29 protein-coding genes are annotated in these 21,256 nt (G+C 21.0%); 16 read left to right on the top strand and 13 right to left on the bottom strand.

The annotated features are described in order from the left end of the window. The first annotated feature begins 2 nt into the window (after nt 1-2). The 3 genes from AAHM89_RS05940 to AAHM89_RS05930 all read left to right on the top strand — a co-directional run bounded on the left by AAHM89_RS05940 (nt 3) and on the right by AAHM89_RS05930 (nt 1,557). Nucleotides 3-287 (top strand): hypothetical protein, encoded by a 285-nt coding sequence (locus AAHM89_RS05940; protein WP_342265962.1) that lies wholly within the window; start codon nt 3-5, stop codon nt 285-287. A gap of 3 nt (nt 288-290) precedes the next feature. Then, entirely contained in the window at nt 291-557 is a 267-nt protein-coding gene (locus tag AAHM89_RS05935; protein WP_342265963.1) for a hypothetical protein, read from the top strand. A gap of 145 nt (nt 558-702) precedes the next feature. Then, entirely contained in the window at nt 703-1,557 is an 855-nt protein-coding gene (locus tag AAHM89_RS05930) for a DUF3800 domain-containing protein (RefSeq protein WP_342265964.1), read from the top strand. 79 nt (nt 1,558-1,636) lie between these two features. On the opposite strand, the gene AAHM89_RS05925 is transcribed toward AAHM89_RS05930, so the two are convergent. The 13 genes from AAHM89_RS05925 to AAHM89_RS05865 form a co-directional block, all read right to left on the bottom strand. Beyond that, entirely contained in the window at nt 1,637-2,086 is a 450-nt protein-coding gene (locus AAHM89_RS05925; protein WP_342266042.1) for a hypothetical protein, read from the bottom strand. A gap of 46 nt (nt 2,087-2,132) precedes the next feature. Then, nucleotides 2,133-5,099, bottom strand: a complete 2,967-nt coding sequence (locus tag AAHM89_RS05920) for a hypothetical protein (protein WP_342267239.1) — start codon at nt 5,097-5,099, stop codon at nt 2,133-2,135. Further along, on the bottom strand, nt 5,029-6,390 hold the full coding sequence (locus AAHM89_RS05915; protein WP_342265966.1) for a hypothetical protein: 1,362 nt from the start codon (nt 6,388-6,390) through the stop codon (nt 5,029-5,031). Before AAHM89_RS05915 ends, AAHM89_RS05920 begins: the two co-directional genes overlap by 71 nt. A gap of 11 nt (nt 6,391-6,401) precedes the next feature. After that, entirely contained in the window at nt 6,402-7,862 is a 1,461-nt protein-coding gene (locus AAHM89_RS05910; RefSeq protein WP_342265967.1) for a phage terminase large subunit, read from the bottom strand. Between the two features lie 4 nt (nt 7,863-7,866). Continuing rightward, a complete protein-coding gene (locus AAHM89_RS05905) occupies nt 7,867-9,534 on the bottom strand; it encodes a hypothetical protein (protein ID WP_342265968.1) in 1,668 nt (555 codons plus the stop codon). A 43-nt stretch (nt 9,535-9,577) separates the two neighbouring features. Continuing rightward, entirely contained in the window at nt 9,578-9,928 is a 351-nt protein-coding gene (locus AAHM89_RS05900; protein ID WP_342265969.1) for a hypothetical protein, read from the bottom strand. A 3-nt stretch (nt 9,929-9,931) separates the two neighbouring features. Beyond that, on the bottom strand, nt 9,932-10,411 hold the full coding sequence (locus AAHM89_RS05895) for a hypothetical protein (protein WP_342265970.1): 480 nt from the start codon (nt 10,409-10,411) through the stop codon (nt 9,932-9,934). Nucleotides 10,412-10,419: 8 nt separating this feature from the next. Further along, nucleotides 10,420-11,331 carry a hypothetical protein gene (locus AAHM89_RS05890; RefSeq protein ID WP_342265971.1) on the bottom strand — a complete coding sequence of 304 codons (912 nt, stop codon included), beginning with the start codon at nt 11,329-11,331 and terminating at the stop codon, nt 10,420-10,422. Beyond that, entirely contained in the window at nt 11,331-12,167 is an 837-nt protein-coding gene (locus tag AAHM89_RS05885) for a hypothetical protein (RefSeq protein ID WP_342265972.1), read from the bottom strand. Before AAHM89_RS05885 ends, AAHM89_RS05890 begins: the two co-directional genes overlap by 1 nt. Then, on the bottom strand, nt 12,130-12,423 hold the full coding sequence (locus AAHM89_RS05880; protein WP_342267238.1) for a hypothetical protein: 294 nt from the start codon (nt 12,421-12,423) through the stop codon (nt 12,130-12,132). The genes AAHM89_RS05885 and AAHM89_RS05880 overlap by 38 nt, the downstream gene beginning before the upstream one ends. A 2-nt stretch (nt 12,424-12,425) precedes the next feature. Beyond that, complete coding sequence (locus AAHM89_RS05875; RefSeq protein ID WP_342266045.1) at nt 12,426-13,742, bottom strand: hypothetical protein; 1,317 nt, start codon at nt 13,740-13,742, stop codon at nt 12,426-12,428. 14 nt (nt 13,743-13,756) lie between these two features. Continuing rightward, a complete protein-coding gene (locus AAHM89_RS05870; protein ID WP_342265976.1) occupies nt 13,757-14,290 on the bottom strand; it encodes a hypothetical protein in 534 nt (177 codons plus the stop codon). A 147-nt stretch (nt 14,291-14,437) separates the two neighbouring features. Continuing rightward, a complete protein-coding gene (locus AAHM89_RS05865) occupies nt 14,438-14,818 on the bottom strand; it encodes a hypothetical protein (protein ID WP_342266046.1) in 381 nt (126 codons plus the stop codon). A 98-nt stretch (nt 14,819-14,916) separates the two neighbouring features. On the opposite strand from AAHM89_RS05865, the gene AAHM89_RS05860 reads away from it, so the two are divergent. From AAHM89_RS05860 to AAHM89_RS05800, 13 genes are all read left to right on the top strand, one after another. Continuing rightward, nucleotides 14,917-16,104 (top strand): Mbov_0401 family ICE element transposase-like protein, encoded by a 1,188-nt coding sequence (locus AAHM89_RS05860; protein WP_342266047.1) that lies wholly within the window; start codon nt 14,917-14,919, stop codon nt 16,102-16,104. A 1,004-nt stretch (nt 16,105-17,108) separates the two neighbouring features. Then, a complete protein-coding gene (locus AAHM89_RS05855) occupies nt 17,109-17,609 on the top strand; it encodes a hypothetical protein (RefSeq protein ID WP_342267110.1) in 501 nt (166 codons plus the stop codon). Between the two features lie 111 nt (nt 17,610-17,720). Beyond that, entirely contained in the window at nt 17,721-17,843 is a 123-nt protein-coding gene (locus AAHM89_RS05850; protein ID WP_342267111.1) for a hypothetical protein, read from the top strand. Further along, nucleotides 17,830-18,015, top strand: coding sequence for a hypothetical protein (locus AAHM89_RS05845; protein ID WP_342267112.1), 186 nt, complete (start codon nt 17,830-17,832; stop codon nt 18,013-18,015). The genes AAHM89_RS05850 and AAHM89_RS05845 overlap by 14 nt, the downstream gene beginning before the upstream one ends. Before the next feature lie 2 nt (nt 18,016-18,017). Next, nucleotides 18,018-18,224 (top strand): hypothetical protein, encoded by a 207-nt coding sequence (locus AAHM89_RS05840; RefSeq protein WP_174480510.1) that lies wholly within the window; start codon nt 18,018-18,020, stop codon nt 18,222-18,224. Between the two features lie 15 nt (nt 18,225-18,239). Beyond that, the gene (locus tag AAHM89_RS05835) at nt 18,240-18,413 is read left to right on the top strand and encodes a hypothetical protein (protein WP_342267237.1); all 174 of its coding nucleotides are present in this window, start codon (nt 18,240-18,242) and stop codon (nt 18,411-18,413) included. Further along, nucleotides 18,388-19,044: a PD-(D/E)XK nuclease family protein gene (locus tag AAHM89_RS05830; protein ID WP_342267236.1), complete on the top strand. Its 657-nt coding sequence runs from the start codon at nt 18,388-18,390 to the stop codon at nt 19,042-19,044. The genes AAHM89_RS05835 and AAHM89_RS05830 overlap by 26 nt, the downstream gene beginning before the upstream one ends. A 1-nt stretch (nt 19,045) precedes the next feature. Then, nucleotides 19,046-19,852 (top strand): recombinase RecT, encoded by an 807-nt coding sequence (locus AAHM89_RS05825; RefSeq protein WP_342267235.1) that lies wholly within the window; start codon nt 19,046-19,048, stop codon nt 19,850-19,852. Nucleotides 19,853-19,948: 96 nt separating this feature from the next. Next, nucleotides 19,949-20,104 (top strand): hypothetical protein, encoded by a 156-nt coding sequence (locus tag AAHM89_RS05820; RefSeq protein ID WP_342266799.1) that lies wholly within the window; start codon nt 19,949-19,951, stop codon nt 20,102-20,104. Continuing rightward, the gene (locus tag AAHM89_RS05815) at nt 20,097-20,288 is read left to right on the top strand and encodes a hypothetical protein (protein ID WP_342266798.1); all 192 of its coding nucleotides are present in this window, start codon (nt 20,097-20,099) and stop codon (nt 20,286-20,288) included. The genes AAHM89_RS05820 and AAHM89_RS05815 overlap by 8 nt, the downstream gene beginning before the upstream one ends. Next, nucleotides 20,281-20,904 carry a hypothetical protein gene (locus AAHM89_RS05810; RefSeq protein ID WP_342267234.1) on the top strand — a complete coding sequence of 208 codons (624 nt, stop codon included), beginning with the start codon at nt 20,281-20,283 and terminating at the stop codon, nt 20,902-20,904. The genes AAHM89_RS05815 and AAHM89_RS05810 overlap by 8 nt, the downstream gene beginning before the upstream one ends. Further along, nucleotides 20,904-21,074, top strand: coding sequence for a hypothetical protein (locus AAHM89_RS05805; protein WP_342265961.1), 171 nt, complete (start codon nt 20,904-20,906; stop codon nt 21,072-21,074). The genes AAHM89_RS05810 and AAHM89_RS05805 overlap by 1 nt, the downstream gene beginning before the upstream one ends. Next, nucleotides 21,074-21,256: a hypothetical protein gene (locus AAHM89_RS05800; protein ID WP_342267233.1), complete on the top strand. Its 183-nt coding sequence runs from the start codon at nt 21,074-21,076 to the stop codon at nt 21,254-21,256. Before AAHM89_RS05805 ends, AAHM89_RS05800 begins: the two co-directional genes overlap by 1 nt.

The raw sequence follows: 21,256 nt of genomic DNA, 5'->3' as shown, positions 1-21,256 counted from the left end.
TAATGAATTTATGAGACTTTTTAAAATATAGTGATAAATATAATGTTTTTAAAATATTTACTGAAGATAAAGAAATATATTTTTCATGAAATGGTGGAAATAGTGAATTAGATGATGACCGTACTTTATTAGGTTATGAATTAGCAGACTGAAAAGTATTATCATATAAGTTAGACCCAGATAGTTTAGAAATTGAAGTATTTGTTGCACCAGATAATCAATTAATGCAAAATTATAATCATTTTCCAAAAACAAAAGAAGAAAGATTAAATTATAATAAGGAGTAAATAATGATAATGATAAATTGTACAATAGATGAATTTTTAAATAAATGAAAAAAAGAAAAACATTATGATGTAAGTGTTGGTCATTTTTCAGGTGAAGGAGATTTTACTTTAAATTTTAAAGATTTGCATATTGACAAAAATAATATTGAAGAATTTGAAGAATTATTAAATGATTATAATATTAATAGAAAAATTTGAGAAAAAATAGAAAAATGTAAACAATGTCATCATCATAATTCTCAAATAGAAATTAATGATGATGATGAATAAAATAATTAAATAATCTATATTTAATATAGAAAATATGATATAATTAATAAAGAGAAATTACTCATTCCTAAATAATTTCTCTTTTTTATTTTTTTTGATTTATAATATTATTAACAAATAAAAAAATGGGAATGAGTTTTTATTTATGAGTAATAATAATATAAATGAATATTGATTATATTTAGATGATAGTGGTAAATTTCTTAATAAAAGCGATAAACATGTAATTTATGGTGGTATTATTTTTAATAATAAAAATAAAAGAAATAATTTTATTAAAAGTTTTATTGAAGCAAAAAAGAAAGTAACAAAAAAATCTGAAATAAAAGGAGATGATATTGCTAAAAAATATATTAAATTTAAAAAAAGTCCTTATAAAAAAGCAGATATAGAAAATTTAATTAGTAAATACAAAATAATAGATAATTTATTTTGCGTTTGAACATGCAAAAAAGATTTAATTTTACCAACTTCAGATGAAGAACATGCAAAATTAAAAAATAATGAATTAATTGCTTTATTAATAAAAAAATTAATTGAAAATAAAACTATATTACCTAATTCAAATATAAATTTATATATTGATGATATTTATACACAACCTATTCAAGAAATAGATGCAATTAATTTAAAATCATATCTAAATAAAAATTATTCAAAAAATGGAATAATTAGATTTTTAAGAACAAAAAATATAATCATTAATAAAGTAAAATACTTAGATTCTAAAATATATAATTGTATACAGGCATGTGATATTATTGCAAATTTTTGTAATAAATATTTAAATAAACATAAAGACGCAAAACAATTATTAAATATATTTGAAAATTTTGAATTTAATATAATTGCTTGTAAGTTTCCGGTAATTATATATAATAATAGTATATTAGATATAAAATGCTGTTGGTCAGAGTCTAGTCAGGTAAATACTACTGGAAATAAAGTTGCTGGTGTGTTCTTAGAGAGCAGGCAAGCTGCCCAACAAGATAAGGAATAATTTTTATTCCTTTTTCTTTTTATATAAAAAAAGTTACCTAAATGGTAACTTTTTAATTAGATTATGGGGTAATATTATTTTATGTTTTTCCCGAAAAAGAATTTACAATAATATTAAAGTAAGGAGAACCATTTTTAGAAACATTAATATTAGCGTTTTTAATAACAGTATTAGATAATTTATCTTTTATTTCTTTTTCTGTAGAATTTTCATTAAGTTTATATACATCTAAAATTTGTTTTAAATTATTATTATTGTTTATAACAAAATAAACATATTTTGCTTTTTCATAAAGAGAATTTATATCATCCGGTATAGATGTTTTTCCAATAATATTTTTTTTGTCAATTTTAAAGAAAATAAAAGGTGATTTTTTATCAAATGTTTCAATATTAATTCCTTTAATTTCACTAAAAGATATATCATATTTTTGTGGTAAAACATCTGGATTATTATTACAAGCGATTATACTAGCACCAGATGTACTTGATAAAATTATTGCTGTTAAAATTCTAATTCATTTTTTCATGAAATTACTCACCTACTTATCTTATTAATGGTTTTATTATAGCATATTATCTAGGATTAAATACTATTTTTGAAATAGTTAATTTATAGTATTTATAATATCTTATATATTGTGTTATTGGTCTTACAATATCTTTTTCACTAAAAAGTGCAAGTTCTAATTGCATGATATTTGGAAATAATTGAACAATTAAATTAAATTCTTTATCATAAAAATCACAAAATCCTAACATTGTATCTTTTTTATTTTCCATACTTTGTGCAACAATATAGTCATCAATTTTAGATTGCATATAAGTATTTTCAATACTATATAAATTATATTCGTTTCTATCAATTTCTAATCCTATCTTACCATTACCTCAGTATCCAGCATATAATCCTTGATGATATCCTTGATATGTTATTTTATTATCTTCATAATATTTTAACTTTAATGGTTTATTGTATATTGATAATTCTTTTAATTCTCTTGAAAAAACAAAAGTTTGAGATTTAGATGGATTAAAGTTTTCTGTTGTAGAACAACTACTTAATTCAAGATTAAATCATTCTTCTGTTTCATATTCATAACTTAAATATACATCTACACTTTTATAATATCTTTTTAAATCATTAAAAGTTTTAATTAATAATGTAGGGTCTAAATAATCTTTAAAATTAATATTTACTTCTAATGGTTTAATTTTAGATACTACATTTTCTACTCATTTATTATAATCTCATATTAATTTATCTTTTGTATGATTAAATATATGTGTTTGGGGTATATTAACTTCTATACTTGGATTTTTTGGAATTATTACAATTTGTTTTGCTATATTTTGTGGACTTGGTGGTAATATTTTTGCTGGATATGAAAATGTAGTTTCTTCACTTTCTTCATATTCATCATGATTTAATTTATATAAAGTTGTTCAATTAAAAGCATTACCAGTTAAATAACCCATATTATTATATCTAAACTGAGCAACTGATATTTCATTATAATCACCTTGATAAGTAAAAGGATTATCACTATAAAATGTATGTCTTTCTTCACCTTGATGTAATGATTGAGTTACAATTGTATCAATAATATAAGCATAATTTGAACCATCAATAACTCCATTTGATGTTGGATTTCATTGACAATTAGTATCTTCATTTGTAAATGGTGAAGCAATATCTAAAAACTCTGTATCTTCTGCTAAAATATAAACTTTATTATTTTTCTTTTGTGATAAATCAACTGTACTTATTTGTTCTTTTGTAGTTAATTTCTGACCAGTAGTAGGGTCTCATGGATAAACACTTACTCTATCACTTAATTTCATTGTCATAGCAGTTGTTGAAACATTTGCACCTAATAATTTACCAATAGTAAAATCATTATCATTTGTAAATGCATTTAATGGAATTAAACCACCATTACCAATAATACTTTCTAAATTACTTGTAAAAAATGCACTCATAAAACCATTAAAATATAACATTTTTTTATATTGTTGAGCATTTTGAGTAATAACTCAACTACTTCATATACCTAATGTTAAAGCATTTAATAATTTACCAATTAAAGGAATATCACTTAAAGCAAAAGGTAATCATTGTTGACTATCATAAGGCATTTGTATTAATGAACTAAATACTACACTATTAAAATTTAATATTGCAGACATATATTTTTGACTTATTTTTGAATAATCTACAGTTGGACTTCCTATAATTAAATGTGTATCTGGGTCTTTATATTTAAAATTACTACTCATATCTACATTATAATTACCAGTTAAATTATTTATATTTCATTCACTATCTCAAAAGAATTTTGCTTCTCCTACTGATGTACCATTACTTAATCTTGCTTTATCTTTATCAAATGATAACATACCTTTAAAATCTTTTGTTACAAATAAATTATCTTGAAAATTTAATGAAGTTTTTAATCATTCTGTAAAATTTTTAAAATTAGTAAATCCAGTTGGTTTTGCGTCCATTATATTATAAAATGTTGTTTCTGGATGACTACTTGTAGTTATTTTATCATTTATTCCAGCAATTAAACCACCATTATTTTTAATATTAGTTGTAGATTTTTCATTATTACCAGCAATAAATAATCTTCTTGAAGCAAATACTTTACTTTCAAATATTTCTTCATTATTTTGTTGTATTGGTTCTTGACCTTGAATTATTGGTCTTCCATAATAATAACAACTAGAAAGTAATTCTAATCCATATGATTGTCTATGACTATATCTTACTCCTATATCACGCATTAAAGTACGATTTAAAGTTACTTTTCCTTGTTGAATAGTAGGGAAAGCATAACCACTACCCGGGCTTGCATATTGTACAAAATCAAGTGTATTTTGACCAGTACTTACTACTCTATCATTTAAACTACTAAAAGTTAATACTTGCATACTAAATGCACCATTATAAGGACTATAATAATTTGTTACATTTGAAATATATAATAATTGTCTATCTTGATTTTTACCACTATTACCACCAATATTTTCATTTTCATCATTAAATACTACAAAAAATTGTAAATAATCATCAATTGTAATATGTTCTTCAAACATTACTAAAGTATATTGTCTTTTTGTTTGTACTGTTTTAAATATTTGATTATTTGGTAAATTACTAAAATCAACACCACTTGTATCATCAATTAAATAAGCATTTCAATAATCTCCAATTTTATATTGTTTTGTATAAAATTCATCTTGACCATTAACTTTATGTATTTCTTCATTAATTTTACCTTTATTTTTTTGATATATTTTTGTACTATTTTTTCAAATACATACAACTGGAGTAGTACCAGTTAATATTAATTCATATTGACCAAAATCACTAATTTTACTATTAATTGGTTTATAACCAGTTTCAGTTAAAGGAATTGCTCCATTATTAATAACAAATGGAAATATTTTTCAAAAACTACATCTTTTAATTAGCAATTGTTGTCTTTTTAATTGAAGATGTAGATGTTTCATTAATTGAATTTGTTGATGTATCATTTTGATTATCTCCTAATAATTTTATTTCTTCTTTATCTTCTTCTATTATTTCTTTATAATGTTTTTTTGCTTGTTGTTTTGTTACTTCATCTAATTCAGCAATAGCTTGTGTATATGACATTGTTCTATCTGCTAATCTTTGACTAATCATTTCTTGTTTTAATAATTGGTCAGTCATAGCAATAGGTAAAAATTTAAATGAATAAGGTCTATCTCCAATACCATCTCATAATTTTTCATGAATTAATAACATATCAAAAAATCTATAAAAATAATATGAATAATGACTTATTTTAGTTTCTGTAGTTTCCATATCATTTTTATTATTAAATAATGATTTAGTTTTATTTTCATAATTTACACCAGAAAATTCATTATAATCATAACCTGCACCATTTCATATATCTTTACCTAAATCATCTTTATCTAAAATATAATTACTTGCTTTAAAATTACCTTGTATAACTTCCATACCACCAGCACCAGATTTATTATAGCCAGCAGTACCAACATTAACTACAATATTTTTTTTAGGATTATCAATAATTTTTCCATGTTCAATCATATTTTTAACAGTTTCATTATCAAATGCACCAAATAAAGTTGTAACATTTAAATCTCTATCAACATTTCTTTGAGTATAAGATTTATGATAATATTCAATTAAATTTCAAACTGGATAAGTATCTGGATATGCATTTAAAGTTGTTGAATTACCATAAAAATTAACCATTGGTAAATTTGTTATTTCTAATATTGGTAAATAATTTCAAGGATTTTTAATTTCATAACTATATTTTGGTGTTAATTCTGGTTTTAATTTTGTATGTGCTGTTCCTAAAATAATTTCTTTTTCATTTTTATTATCATTTTTATAAGTTTCAAATCTTATTTTTCCATTTTCAGCAATTACTCAAGTTAATGTTGCACTATCTGCTTGTTCATTTATAAAAAAGAATTCTGCACATTGTTCTTCTTCATTATATTTAGCAACTCTACCAGCAAATGAATTAGGTAATACTTTTAAACTTGTACTATTATCTTTATAAATAATAGGCATTATATATACTTTTCCAAGTAAACTTTCTTGAATTCCAAATTTATATAATTTTTCAAATCATTTATCACTAATAATTTTATTAGTAAAATATTTTAAAATTTCATCTTTTTCACTATCAAATAATAAACCTTTACCTAATCATAATTTAGTTGATTTTTGAGCAATTCTCATAGGAATATCACTATATCATTCTCTTCTATTACAAGAAAGATATTCTAATGGATTATTCATTTTTATCACTCCTAAAATTTATTTTTATTAATTAATAATTCATTATTAATATTATTAATTAATCATTTCATTTTATGCATTGAAGCATACATTCTTGCGTCTCAACAATTATCATATAAATCAAGCATTTGTGGTTCATTATTTGAATTTTCTAATTTAGATTTTGCTAATCATTGCATTTTTGATAATTCTTCATGTGTATTAGGACATCTTTTTCAATTAATACTTAATATACCTTTAATCATACAAATAGTATCTCAATCAATTCTATCTCTTAAATACATTGTAGTTTTATCTACTGGAGTAAAATGTAATCAATTAATTCGTCTTTTTTCTACTTCTTTTTTTAAAATATCAATAACTGCTAATCCACCACTACCATAATCAACATAACAAGTAAAACCAAATTTCATTGCTTGAAATTTAATACTTTCATCTAAATAATAATCAATAATATTATTTGCTAATTCATATGTATTTTTAAATTGCATTATTGCATTACTATGATAAAATTCACTTTCTTGATGTATTCTTCTAGTTTTTTCATTTTCACCAATAAAACATAAAACAGCAACAGTAGGATGTGCTTGTGAACTTGTAGCAAAACCTAAATCTAAACCACCAACTATTTCATTAACATTAAAATCTAATTCAGTTTTAAGTTTATCTAAATATCTTGCAAATATAGAACCAGTTAAAACACTAGGTACACCATAATATCAACTTTGTGCTTTAATAGGGTCTAATTCTTTTAATTCTTCTAAATCATTAATTTTATCTTGTTTTAAATTATGTTCATTTAATTTTCAATTTGAATAATGAAATAATTTAAACATTTGATTTTCTTCTATTGATTTAATTTGTTCATTATTTTCTTTCATTAAATCTAAATTAAAAGGTACACGTTTATTCATATATTCAATAAAATATTGATAAATATTATCTGGATTACAACTTCTTATTTTAATAGTTTTTTTAGCATTACCTAATGCAAAAGTAATTGCTTGAAATTCTGCTTGACTAAATTCATTTGCTTCTTCACATCATTCAATTGCTAAATCAAAACCTTTTATTTCACTTCTAGAAAGCCCTTTAAGTGGTATTCTATCATTACTATTACTATATACACCCATAACTCTAATAAATGATTTACTACCTTTAAAACGAAAATCTGCTTGTTTATTTGGATATTTTAAAGTAAAATCTTTATAATCAAAACCAATATTAATTAATGCTTCATCAATTTCTTTTGTTAATTCATTAATATCTTTATTTAATTTTCTAAAACAATATATAGCAATTGATTTATTAACTTTAATTGAAATAGCAATTAATATTGCTAATTCTTCTGCAATACTATATGTTTTACTTGAATAACGACTTCCACTTAAATTATATTCACTATGAGTAAAATCACTTTTATTTAATAATCAATAACTAATTTCATGTAAATAAGTAAATTCTTTATTCATAATATTATTCCTGTAATTCTTCTAATTTTAAAAGTTGACCATATCTTGTAGGGTCACTAACAATAGCAATGGTATCATTTTGCATTTGTAAAGAAATTATTATTCTATCATTAACTTTATCTCAATATAATGTTTGAACATCAGTATTCAATTCACCGTATAAAAATTCTTTAGACATAAAAGCAAATTTCTTATTACTTGATTGACTTTCAAAATTATAATAAATTTTATATTTAGTATTTGATTTAAAAGTATATTTAATATGATTTATATTAACTTTTGTTCCTACTTCTTTTCATTGTGGAATATTTGGAGTTGGTGTTGGAGTATTTGGTAATTCAATATTAATCTCATTATTTTTTAATTCATTTATTTTTAAAGTATGACTTGTAATTTTTATAGGTTGAATAATATCTACTTTAACTGTATTTTGTAATTCTTCTAATGAAAAAATATTTGCATATTTTTCATTTCCACCTTCTAAAATTAATTGTCATTTATTAATATCTAATAATTGTAAATATAAAATACCTTTTTCATTATTAATTAAACCTTTTGTAAGAAATATTTTACTTCCATGTATTCCACCTAAATAATTACCTGTTTTAAATTCTACTGTTATTCTTGTATTTACTTGATGAAATGGTGGAGATTCCCATGTAATAATTACTCTATAAAGAGTATTAAAAGCAAGATTAAAATCACCATATTTACGATTATTTATACTTTTACCTATTACTTTTCAATTTTCTTTAACTTGTTTTTTATTTATTTCATTAATAGCACCAACAATAGTTTTATTAGTAGTTTCTAATCTATCATATCTATTATTAAGTAATAATGAAATAGCAAGAGAACTATTTGAAACATCATTTATTCATAATTGGTCTCTATCATCTTTATATGTAAAATATCCTTTCATAAAAACAGATTTTTTATAATAATCAGATAAATCTATTTTACCACCAGTAGCACTAATAACTTTCTTTTCTTGACCTTCTTTACCATCAACTAATTTCATAGTATCATTACTAAAATATTTAGTAAATAATTCAATTGTTGTTAAATTATCAAATGATTTAATACCAGTAGTATCAATTCATAATTGAGTTCCAATTAAATATTTAGGATTTTTAGGATATATTTTTACTCTTGTATCATTTGTTTTTAAATTTATTAATTCTAAATATCTTGTAAAAGGACTATCTTCACCATAATTACTATAAAAATTACTAAAAAAATCATTTCTTTTAGGTAAAACATCTAAATTAAAACCAGTAATATTTGGATATTCTTTAATTTTTCTTAAACAATTAAATACTTCTGGAACAATAAAATAAGGGTCAGTAGGATTAGTTTCACTATAAGTCATACCACCTTGACTAATACTTGATTGACCACGAATATAATTACTATCTTTTGTTAATAAAAATCTAACATAATATGCAGTTGCAGTTTGTATTTCATCAGTAAATTCTGTTAATGTAGTTTCTGGTCATTTTTTTGAAATAGAATGTCCACTTAAATAATCAATATTATTACTTGCAACTGAAATAGCAAATCAAATTTCATTATCTGGTGTTGTAGTATCATCAAATTCTAATTTATTAAAACCTTTTCAATTTTTAAATTCTTCAATTGTTATAAACATTAATGGTTCTTTAATAGCCATAATAATTTACTCCTTAATGTAAAATAAAGGGTATTTAAACCCTTTAAATTTTAAATTTAGTTACTTTTTTCTTATCTTTTTCTGATAATTCTTTTTTAGAAGCTCTTTGACTAATAATAGTATTTTTAAATACTTCTTGCTTTTCTTCATCATTATTAAAACTATCTAAAGATTTAGCAATTGATGTAGTTTCTAATTGTAATTGAGAATTTATTTGTTTAATATTTGCTTTAATAAATTCTAATTCTTTATTATTTTTTAATTCTTTTGCTAAATTTGATTGTTTTGATTTTTTAATAAATTTTGATAAAAATAATAAAACAATAGTTACAATTACTCCACTAGCAACTGCTCCACTTAATACTGCTGATATTACTGTTGTAGATAAATTCATTTTTTATTCCACCTTTTCTTTTTTTATTTTTCTTATTTCTTTTTCTATTTTTGGTAAATATCAAATAATAATTAATATTAAAATTGGTATTATTTTAATTATTAAATTTAATATAAATTTAATTCTTGATGGTGCTTTATTTGGTAAATGATGTAAACCAAATCCACCAATACTAGGTACAATTGTTAATCATATTGCATTACCTCAATTATGTTTTCAATCTACATGTTCCATACCTAATTTTGTAAATGATAATCATTTAGGTAATATTATTATTTGTGGTAATGTACTTCATAAAGTAATAATTAAAGATATTAATATAAATGATAATAAATTAATTGAATCTAATTGTTTTTTTCTTAATTTTTGAATATCATTTAATAAACTAAAATCATATATTTTTCTATCTTTAATATAATCTCTTCTACCACGAGTAAAAGGAATTAAATAACTTGTTTTTCACTCTGGTTTTTGAATTTCCATTTAACCACCTACTTTCATGTTTTATAAAAATTAGAATTTCTTTTAATTTTTATATATTTTCTTGTATGTAAAGAATTTTTTAATAATTGTTTTCTTTCATATCTTCATTGTGTACTTCCAATTTCATTTTTAGATAAATTTTTATATTCTTTTAATTTAAAAAAACCTTTTTCTAATCTATTAATAAAATGCATAGTTTTTTGAACATTAATATTATTTGGATAAATTACACTAGTATCTTGTGAACCATAATATTTACCTTTTTTTGATAATTCACTTTTAACATATTTTCTTAATTGACTTGGTAATCATTTTCTATTTCAAAATTTTCAAAATATTGTTCCAGCACCAGAACCATTTTTACCTTTTGCTTGTGTCATTAATATTCATATTTCTTGTGGAAATGTTGGATAAGTATATGGACCATATCATATTTGTCTTTTATCATTATCACTTTGAAATAATGTTGTTAAAGTTCCAATTTTTAAATTTTTATTATCAACAATAAATCTTCCTTTTTTAAATCATGAACTTGATAATACTTCTCATGCATTATTTGGTATTTCTTCTTCATTTTCTTTAAATAAATTATTAAATTTATTAACATAATTTTTAACTGTTCTAATTTCTGTTGGCATAATATAATTTTTAAAACTATTTATTGGATTTTTAAATTTATTAATTTCATTTTGTAATATAGATAATTCACTTGGTTTTAATATACTTGTTAATTTTTTAAGTATATTTGGATTAAAAACACTATATGGTTGATGTATTTCTTTTTCACTAATATTTTCACTATCAAATACTGCTTTTAATGATTGATTTTTATAATAAGTTTTTAAAGCATTTATTAATGCTAATTTAATATCATTACTTGCTAATGCATAATATATTCATTCAATAATTAAAGGTAACATTATAAACTCATGTGATTATAATCTCAATTTAATGAAACATTATCATGATTTAATGGTACTTCACTCATATTATCACTACCATATTGACTAGTTGTTTCACTATTAATAGTAAATCTATTATCATTTATTAATCTTGCAGTTTCATCATTAAATGATGTTTCTTGCATTTCTTGAATATGATTTGTAGTTTCCATAGGTAGTAAATTATGGATTATTTCACTTGCACCAGCAATAATAGTAGGTACTGCATAAGCATTATTAAAATCATTATTAATACCCATTGCAACACCACTTGAAATTAAACATCCACCAGTAGCCATATTACAAATCTTTCTTATTGTTTCAAATTTATTAGGTATTAATTCTAGAATTCCATTAATAAGATTTGATATACCATAAGCATTTAAACTAATATATGTATCTCAATCCATTAAATGATTATCAGTAGTATTTGGATTACTAAATAATAAATCTGGTGGAAATGGGTCAATAGTAGTAGTTGTTATTGGACTTTCAGTTGGATTAGGATTAATGGAAGAATTAGTAAACTTACTATAATTTGCTAATCCAATTGTTCCTAATCCTAATAAGATTTTTTTAGAACTATTAATTAATTTAGTTTTAGTATTTGGTCTTTGATTTAAATTTCAAATATCTAAACCTAATTTTTTACCAAATAATAAACTATTAATTGAACCTAATAATGGACTATCTATTACTTGACCATAATAAGCACTTGTACCTATCATTGCACAAATTGGACTTATACCAGTTCTTATTAATTTAGTTAAAGTATAGTTACTCAATTGTGTAGTCTCAGAATGTTGTTGTGGCATATTTATTTTCTCCTTTTGATAATTGATTAGTTTTTTTAATTTGAATTCTAACTGTTCCTTGACAATTTATATTATTACCAACACATATTGCAAAATTATTATGTACATCACTTACTATAAAATAATCATTTCTTAATTTAGGATATTCATCTAATAAAATTGCTCTAATATCATTACTAGTAGTTAAATCTTCTGGTTTTGGTGAATAAATAATAATATGTGCTTTTTCATTAAAATATTTATAAATATATTCCATAATTATTTTTTAGTAAATTCTAAATTTACTACTCCATAATAATCACTATTATTACCAGTCATAGTTGCACTTGTTGATTTAATATCAAATTTTGCTTTACCTTTTTCATAACCATTATTACCAGCATTTATTATTGCATTTTCTAATTCATCATTAGTAGGTTTATCACCAGCCATAGTAATTTTTCCTAAATTTCTATAATAAATAACATCTTCTAAATTTAATTTATTAATATCATCATATAAAGTTGATTGATAAGTTGCATTTTCATTTTTAGGATTAGTTAAAAAATCTTTTGCTCTTGCTTCTTTTATTTCTTCAATTGTAGGCATAGTTGGTCTAATTAAATACATTAAATTTGGTCTAATAGCACTAGGTAATGCAAATAAACATTTACCAATAATTTTAATATTATCTGTATCATTATCTAATTTTTGTCTTATTTTAGTAAATGAAATTGGCATACCTCACATATATCTATTAACTACAAAACCATGTGTATTTTTTAAACTATAATCTTTTTCTAAATGCATTGCTTTTTCAGTATCATGAATAAATTCTTGTTCTAAATAAAAACTTTCTCAAAATTCCATACCAGCAATTAAACTTGTATATCTTCTACCATATGCTAATGTATCTGCTGAAATTTGACTATAATTTAAAACAGTAAATGCTTTTGATAAACCTAAATTACTATCAATTCCAGTTGCTCCCATTAAATCTTCTCTATTAGTTCCTACAGTAATATAATTAACTAATTTAATTAATTTATTATTTCTTGCTCAAATTTTATAATAAGCTTCTTTTGCTTGTTCTGCATTCATATTAATTAAATCTAAAGGTAAGACTAATGATTTAGCAATAGCATAATCTTGAATACCATTTAAAAATATTAATTCTAAATTTTCACCTAAATTTCTCATAAATGAAGCTGTTCAATTTGAAACAATTTGTACTGCAATATCTTTTGGTGATTTCATAAATCTTTCAATATCAAATTCTGGAATTTCAAAATCAATTGTTAAATATTTATTAATTTCTAATTTAGTTGTATAAACATCACCTTTTTGTCTTTTAGTACCATTTTTTCAATCTCATGTTGATCCTCATAATACACGAACTGTAGCTCTATAAATTGCTATAGCAACTCCAGCCATTTCACCAATTTGAGTAGCACTACAAGTTCCACGCATAAACATTGTTGATTTTTCACTTGTTAATTCACCACGTACTTGTGCTTCAAGTACACTTAAAATAGCATTTTCAGTAGGATTATTACCTTTAATAAAAAATGCTTCAGGTATTTTTATAGCTCCCATAATAAAACTTCTTTCTATTTACTAATAGATTGAAAAACTTCATTTCTAGTAATTTCAACTAAATCTTCTAATTCTTTTTGATTAGTCATTCCTTGTGTTGTTGCTTTATTTTTTAAATCTTGAGCAATTTTAAAATGGTCTAATGAATTATTATGTAATTTTAAAATTAAATCAGTAGGATTAATTGAATTATCTTGTTGTTTATTTTCTTGTTTAATAGGTTCTGATTTATCAATTAAAAAATCTTTATAATCTTCATTTATTTTATTAAATGCTTCTTGTTTAGATAAAGATTTATAATTATCAGTATTCATTAAATTTTTAATTAAATTTACTTTTTTAGTATCTTTAATATTTGAAAATAATTGTTGCTCTTCAAAACTATTAATTTTATTTTCATATTCTTTTATTTTAGTTTCATATTCACTTAATTTAGGTTCAATATCTTTTTTACTTTCAGCATATACTACATTTCTATGTTGTTTTAGTAAATTTTTAACATCATCTAAACTATAATTCTCTTTTTCATCAAAAGTAAAATCACTCATACTTTTAATCTCCCTTTATTAATTTTTAATAATTCACTTGGTTAATAGGTCACTTTTATATATGTTAATTTAACATATTCACTTTATTAAATTATATCATTTTTATCCTTTAAAATAAAGAAAAAAACCTATATTTATTATAGGTTTTTAATCATTATTTTCTATTTTTCTAGGTTCACAAATATTAATAATTATATTACTTTTTGAGTTATTATCTTCTTCATTAATATCATATTCATTCGGATAACTAACTTGTCAATGTTTATAAATTATTTCTGGTTTTACTAATGATTTTTCTAACATATGAGTTGAAATTATCGCTCTTGCATTATCATAATCTTTAATAAATTTTTTACGTCATGGATTGCTTCTACGTCGGCAATCATAAACAAATTTTCTATCAATTCCAAGTGCATTATTTAATCCTTGTGGAGTTAATATAACCTTTTTAGTTCTTAAATAATTATCAATTTGAGTTTTATAATTAACACTTAATTTTTCACCATATTTTTTTTCTTTTTCTGGCATATTATATCACCTATATTCAATATTTATATACTAATTATAACATTTTAAGCAAAGTATATTACAACACTGAACAATTAATAATTGTTATACTGAAAATTATGTATTTAGAAAGGAATAATATTATGATTTTACTTCCTGAACAATTTCCTCATAATCAGTTTAAAATTAATCATGAAAAACAAATGTTATTAGATTATAAAAATAATTTAATTAATTATGATAAATATTGACATAAAAATGAATATGATAAAAATAAATATAAATATGTTAAAACTGCTAAAAGAACTTTTACATCAATGTATGGAATAGTAAAAGATTTTTATAGAAAAGTATATCAACATAAAATTACTGGTGAATATTTATATCCATTAGATACATATATTAATATTGATAAAAATAAAAAATTTACTAATCAAGTAACAAAATCAATAATTTATGAAGCAGATTTAAATAATATTACATATCCTATAATTAAACATAATTTAAAAATAAGTATATCATTATCAACTATTTGTAGAAGAGTAAAAAAAACTAATATATTTGTTCAAGAATTACCACAAGAAAAAATAAAAATATTACCAACTGATTATATTTATATTCAATCAGATGAATCATATAATAATTTAATTGATAATAATAAAAAAAGAAAATTTAGACATAGAACAGTAAGTATAAGTACAGGTTTTGATTTAAATAAATCTACTGATAATAGACATGTTTTAGAAAATAAATATATTTTTGTTTTGTCAACTAGAAAAGGTCAAAGAATTACTAAAAAAGAATTTGGTAAATCTATAATAACTAATTTAGATAATATTTTTATTGGTTATACTAATGAAAATTTAAAATTAACTGGTGATGGTGCTACTTATCTTAAATCTACTGCTAATTATTTAAAAATTGATTATGCTGTAGATAAATGACATCCATTACAAAAATTAAAACAAGTATTTATTGTAGGAAAAGGTAAAAGAACAAAAGAAAATAATAAAAAATTAAATTATGCATATTATAAATTATTTTTAAATGGTTGTTATTATAAATTATTAGATTATTTAAAAGAAAATAATGCTGATGAAAAAATATATGAATATTTTAAAAATAATAAAAAAGGTATTGAAAATCAAAATGCTATTTGAAATATTGGTTGTAGTGCTGAAAGTGATGTTTATCATTTAATAAAATCTATATCTAATAATAATGCAAAAATTTATTCAAAAGAAGCATTTTTTAATTTATTAAAATTAAAACAAGCAAGAATTAATAAATTAAAAGTATTTGTTTAAATTTATAAAATTTAATAAATCTAAACCTAAATAGTTAGGAATTTTTATTTTATAAAAGTTAATAAAATCTATAATAAGACTTGACATTTACCCTATTTAGGGTTATAATATTTATAACAATTAATAATTTATTTTATCTTTTATTTAAAGAAAATTAAATTATAACTAGACTTGAAATACGCCCTGGCCCTTAATTACTGGACCATTTTTGATATAAAATTCTAAATTTTAATTTGTAAAATTGGTGGTTTTAGAAATTTAGAATGTATTCTTTCATAATTATAAAACATAACATATTGATTTACATCATTTATAGCTTCATTGATGGATAAATATTGATTTGATCCTTTAGGTAGTCATTCTTGAGATAAATGAGAAAATCAGTTTTCAGATAATACATTACCACCAATATCATAAGGTTGTTTTTTGCTTAAAATTATTTGTTTATCCTCTGCTCATTTTGTGATATCCTGACAATAAAATTCGTTGGCGTTATCTGAATGTAAAATAACATTTTTTACTTGATTTCAAGAAAATTGTTTGTTGATTTTTTCAAGAGCAGGAAGAATTAAATCCTGATATGATTTATTAGGAGCAATATTATAACTAACAACATTATTTGAATAAAAATCAATAATTACAAAAAGATATAATCATCCTTCTTTAGTATTTATTTGGCCGAATAAAAAATTGGTATATTTTATAAAAATGACATGAGAGATAATTCTCTCATTTTTAATTGTTCAACAATTATAATTAATTATTTTATTAAACCAGCACTTTATTAAAGTAATTAATTATTACATAACTAAATAAAAAATTATTTAGGCTATTGTGCTGGAATATTCCAATAGTAATTTTTAGTGTGTTCTTTTAAAGAAAAGAGAAAGAAAAAGTTTTTTCTCCCCCACACCCCCTCTTTTTCAAAAAGAAAGAGAAAAGAATTTTTCTCTTTTTAAGACTTCTTTTAAATAAGACTTAAATTAAAGAAAGGATTATATTTTATGTTTAAAGAAAATATTAAAAAAGATTTATCAAAAGAAGAAATTACTAATTTACTTTTAGATTTTGATAAAGATAATATTTTTCAACAAAATTTAGAAGAAAAAGAAATACAAGAATTATTAGAAAAAACAAAAATTAATTTTACTTCTATTTTCTTGCCAAAAATAGCAATTATTAATGAAACTAGTAAAGCAAGTTTTATTAAATTATTAAATGAAAATAATTCTAATGTTATTGGTGTATGAATTGATAAAAGATTTATTCATAGAAGTAAAGAAAAAAATGAAATTAGAATAAGTATTAAAAGAAGTTTTGATTTTACTATTTATGAATATGATTTAAAAAATAAAACTAATAAAAAGTTAGAAAGTATTAAAGGTTATAAATTACTTTTAAAGTTAAAACAATTAAAAGCAAGTTTACCAATTGAAAATAATTTTTGAGAAAAATTACAAGAAAAAAATAATTTTATTAAGAAAGGCATTAATTATGTTACTTAATGTTGAAAAAATAGAATTAATTAAAAATTTATGTAATGAAAAATTACTTAAAAATAAAAAATATATTGAAATACAAGAAATATTAAAAATTATAGAAAGGGATTAATAAATATGGAATGTAGAGAATATAGAATTAAAGGTTCATGTGATATATGTAATAAAAATTCATCATTTGCAAATAGAACTTGTAATAAATGTTTTTATAAATTAATGAGTGATAATGATGAAATGTAATATACATAATGAAAAATATATATGATTTTCTGAATTAGAAAATACATATTATTGTAATAAATGTATTGATGACATGATTGAAGAAGATATGTATTTAACAAGTGATAACTATGATAGGTTATATAACCATTATATTAATGAATTACAATTAGAAAATTTTAAAGGAGTGTAAATATGAATAGATTAGAATTACAAAATGCAAGAAAATTAATAGAAAAATTTGAAGAATTACAAGAAGAATTTAATAGTAAATATGAAAATTGAGAAATTACAATTGATGATGATGGTGATTTAAAAACTTATAATGATTATTTTACATATGAAGATGTAAATAAATTAGAACAAGCAATTATTGATTATAAAAGAATTTTTAAAGGTTAAAGGAGATAAATAAATATGGCACCTAGAAATAAAATTCCAAAAGATAAATTATTAAGTAATTGAATTAGAATACGTGTTTCTGAAAATGAAAAACAAGAAATTAAAGATTTTTGTAAAAGTAAAAATATTACAATTACAAAATTTATAAGAAATTTAATTAAAAATGCAATTAAACAATCAAAAAAATAATTTAATTTTTAAAAAAGAAACACATCAATATTTTTTAAATAAAAAAGAATTAATCTCAGTAAGTAAAATACTTGATTATTATTTAGGTAATTCATATTGTAAATGTAATAATTGTAAATATTGTTTTAATATTTATAATGCAAGAATTCGTGGTAATTGTGTTCATAAAGTAGCAGAATTATATTTTAAAAATATAAATATTAAAAATATAAGTAATCAAATTAAAAATTATATTAAAGATTTATTTTCACAAAATTATTTAAATTATTGTTATACATTATTAGATTATTTACCAATTAAATTTATTAATACTAATGAATATATTAGTGAAAAAATATTTAATTATGATATTGTTGCTGGAACACCAGATTTAATTTATAAAGAAAATAATTTAAATATAATAATAGATTTTAAAACTTATAAAGTTTTTACTAAAGAATTATTAGAAAAATCAAAATTACAAATAATAGCATATTATTGATTATTAAAAAATAATAATTATGAATTATCAAATACTCATTTTATATGTTGAGTTAAAGAAAATGAAATTGAATTAATAAAAGTTGAAATAACAAATGAATTATTAATTGAATGAGAAAAAGCAATTTGAACATGAAAGGAATTAAAATAAAATGGCAAATGAATTATTAGTTAAAAATATTAATAATGGTAATGTAGAAAAATTTATTAGACAAAAAGGTATTATTAATAATTTAGAAATACAAAAATTTAAAAGTAATGTATTAGCAATTTCAAATCAATATGGTTTAGATAAAGCATATCCAGATACTATTATTAATAGTTGTTATCAAGCAGTATTATTGAATTTACCATTAGAAAAGAATTTTGGTTATTGTTATATTGTACCTTATTGAGATAGTAATACTAAAGTAAATAATGCTCAATTTCAAATGGGATATAAAGGTTATATTCAATTAGCATTACGTAGTCAACAATATAAAGAAATTAATGTAAGTGATGTTAGATTAACAGAAATTAAAAAAGTAGATAGACTTAAGGGAATTGAATTTAATTGAATACAAGATGATTTAGAAAGATTGAAACAACCTATTATTGGTTATGTAGCATATTTTCAATTAGTAAATGGTTTTGAAAAAACTTTATATATGTCAAAAGAACAAATAGAAAAACATTTTTTAAAATATTCAAAAACTTATGCCAAAAATAAAGAATTTGTTGTTAGTGATTTTGATAGTATGGCATTAAAAACTGTATTAACTCAATTATTAAGAAAATGGGGAATTATGAGTAGTGAAATGCAAATTGCATATGAAAGTGACCAAGCAATTATTACTGAAAATGAAAAAATATATATTGATAATCCAAATACTAATAATGTAATTGAAAATAATACAAATTTTCAACAGTTAGAAGAAAATATTAATAAATTAGATAATTTGGTATTTAAAAATGAATAAATGTAGAACATGTAATAAAAGAATATTTTTAAGTAAAAATTGATGTCTTAAATGTTTAGAAAAAATAGTTGATGAACTAATTAAGGAGAATAAATAATGAATAAAGAAAAATTAATTAAATATTTAATTAATAATAGAGCAAATGCTTATAATGGAAAACAATTTTTATTATCTTCAAATAGAGACCCAAATATAAAAGGTATTGATGAATTAATTAAAAGAATTAAAAACGGAGAATTTGATAATGAATAATTGTAAACATGAAGAATTTAAATTAGAAGATGTAATTGATGAAATATTATATTTTGAATGTTTAAAATGTAAAGCAATATGTAGTATATATGCAAGTGATTTAGATTTAGAAAATGAAGGTAATGCAAGTCCATGAAGAGAAGAAATAAAATGTGAAAGTTGTGGTAGATTAAATTATGAATAATTATTTACTTTCAATTGACCCAAGTATAAAAAATACTGGATTTACATTATGAAAACCTTGTTGTAAACATAATAAATCTTGAAATGAAGAATGTAATGTTTTAATTGATAAAGAATGTGAAATAACTTCTGCTATTCCTGTTTTAATTTTAAATTATGATTTTAATAAATATCAACATTATGATTTTATAGAAAAAATTATTGAACAATTATCTCTAAAAGCAAGTGAAGAAGATGCTCATTATAAATGGTCTAAATATAGATATTGAGTCGAAGACTTTAATGTAGTTATAGAACGTGGATTTAATAATAAATTAAATGCTCGTAGTTCAGAAAAAATGCAAGCATTAAGAGGTCATATATTTAGTTTATTATATCAATATTATATTCCAGAAAAACATGGAATATTGCCTAAACAATGACAAAATTGATATTTAAAAGAATTAAGATATGAAGAAGATGATTTATTTAAAGATAAAAAATGAAATAAAGAAAAATCATTATATATAGTTAGAGGTTTAATTAGACAACAAAATTGAAATATAACTATATCAAATCATGATGAAGCAGATAGTTTATTAATTGGTTGATATTATTTAAATAAGGAGAATAAATAATGTTTATGAATTTTAAATTAAAAAAAATAACAAAAATTAATAAATTATTAGATGAAAGAGCTTCTTTTTTACATATGTATTTACTTTATAGTAATGAACAAATAAAAAAAGATGTAACTATTATTTATTTAAATAATTATTTAAATAAATTAAATAAGGAAGTAAAATAATGCAAAAACAAAAAGAAGAAAAAGTATTATTAAAATGTATTGTTAAAGATTGTAATAGTAAAGTATTAGTTACTTTAAAAATTGGAAATATTGAAGATAGTTCTGTTCAATTTTTTAATATGTGTTATTTTCATAAAAAACAATTTAAAAATAAAATAAAAGAAATTAAAAATAAGGAGTAA

The sequence above is a fragment of the Spiroplasma endosymbiont of Villa modesta genome (genome assembly GCF_964030925.1).
Classification (GTDB): Bacteria; Bacillota_I; Bacilli_A; order Mycoplasmatales; family VBWQ01; genus Spiroplasma_E.
This window is presented reverse-complemented; position numbering and strand designations above follow the sequence as displayed.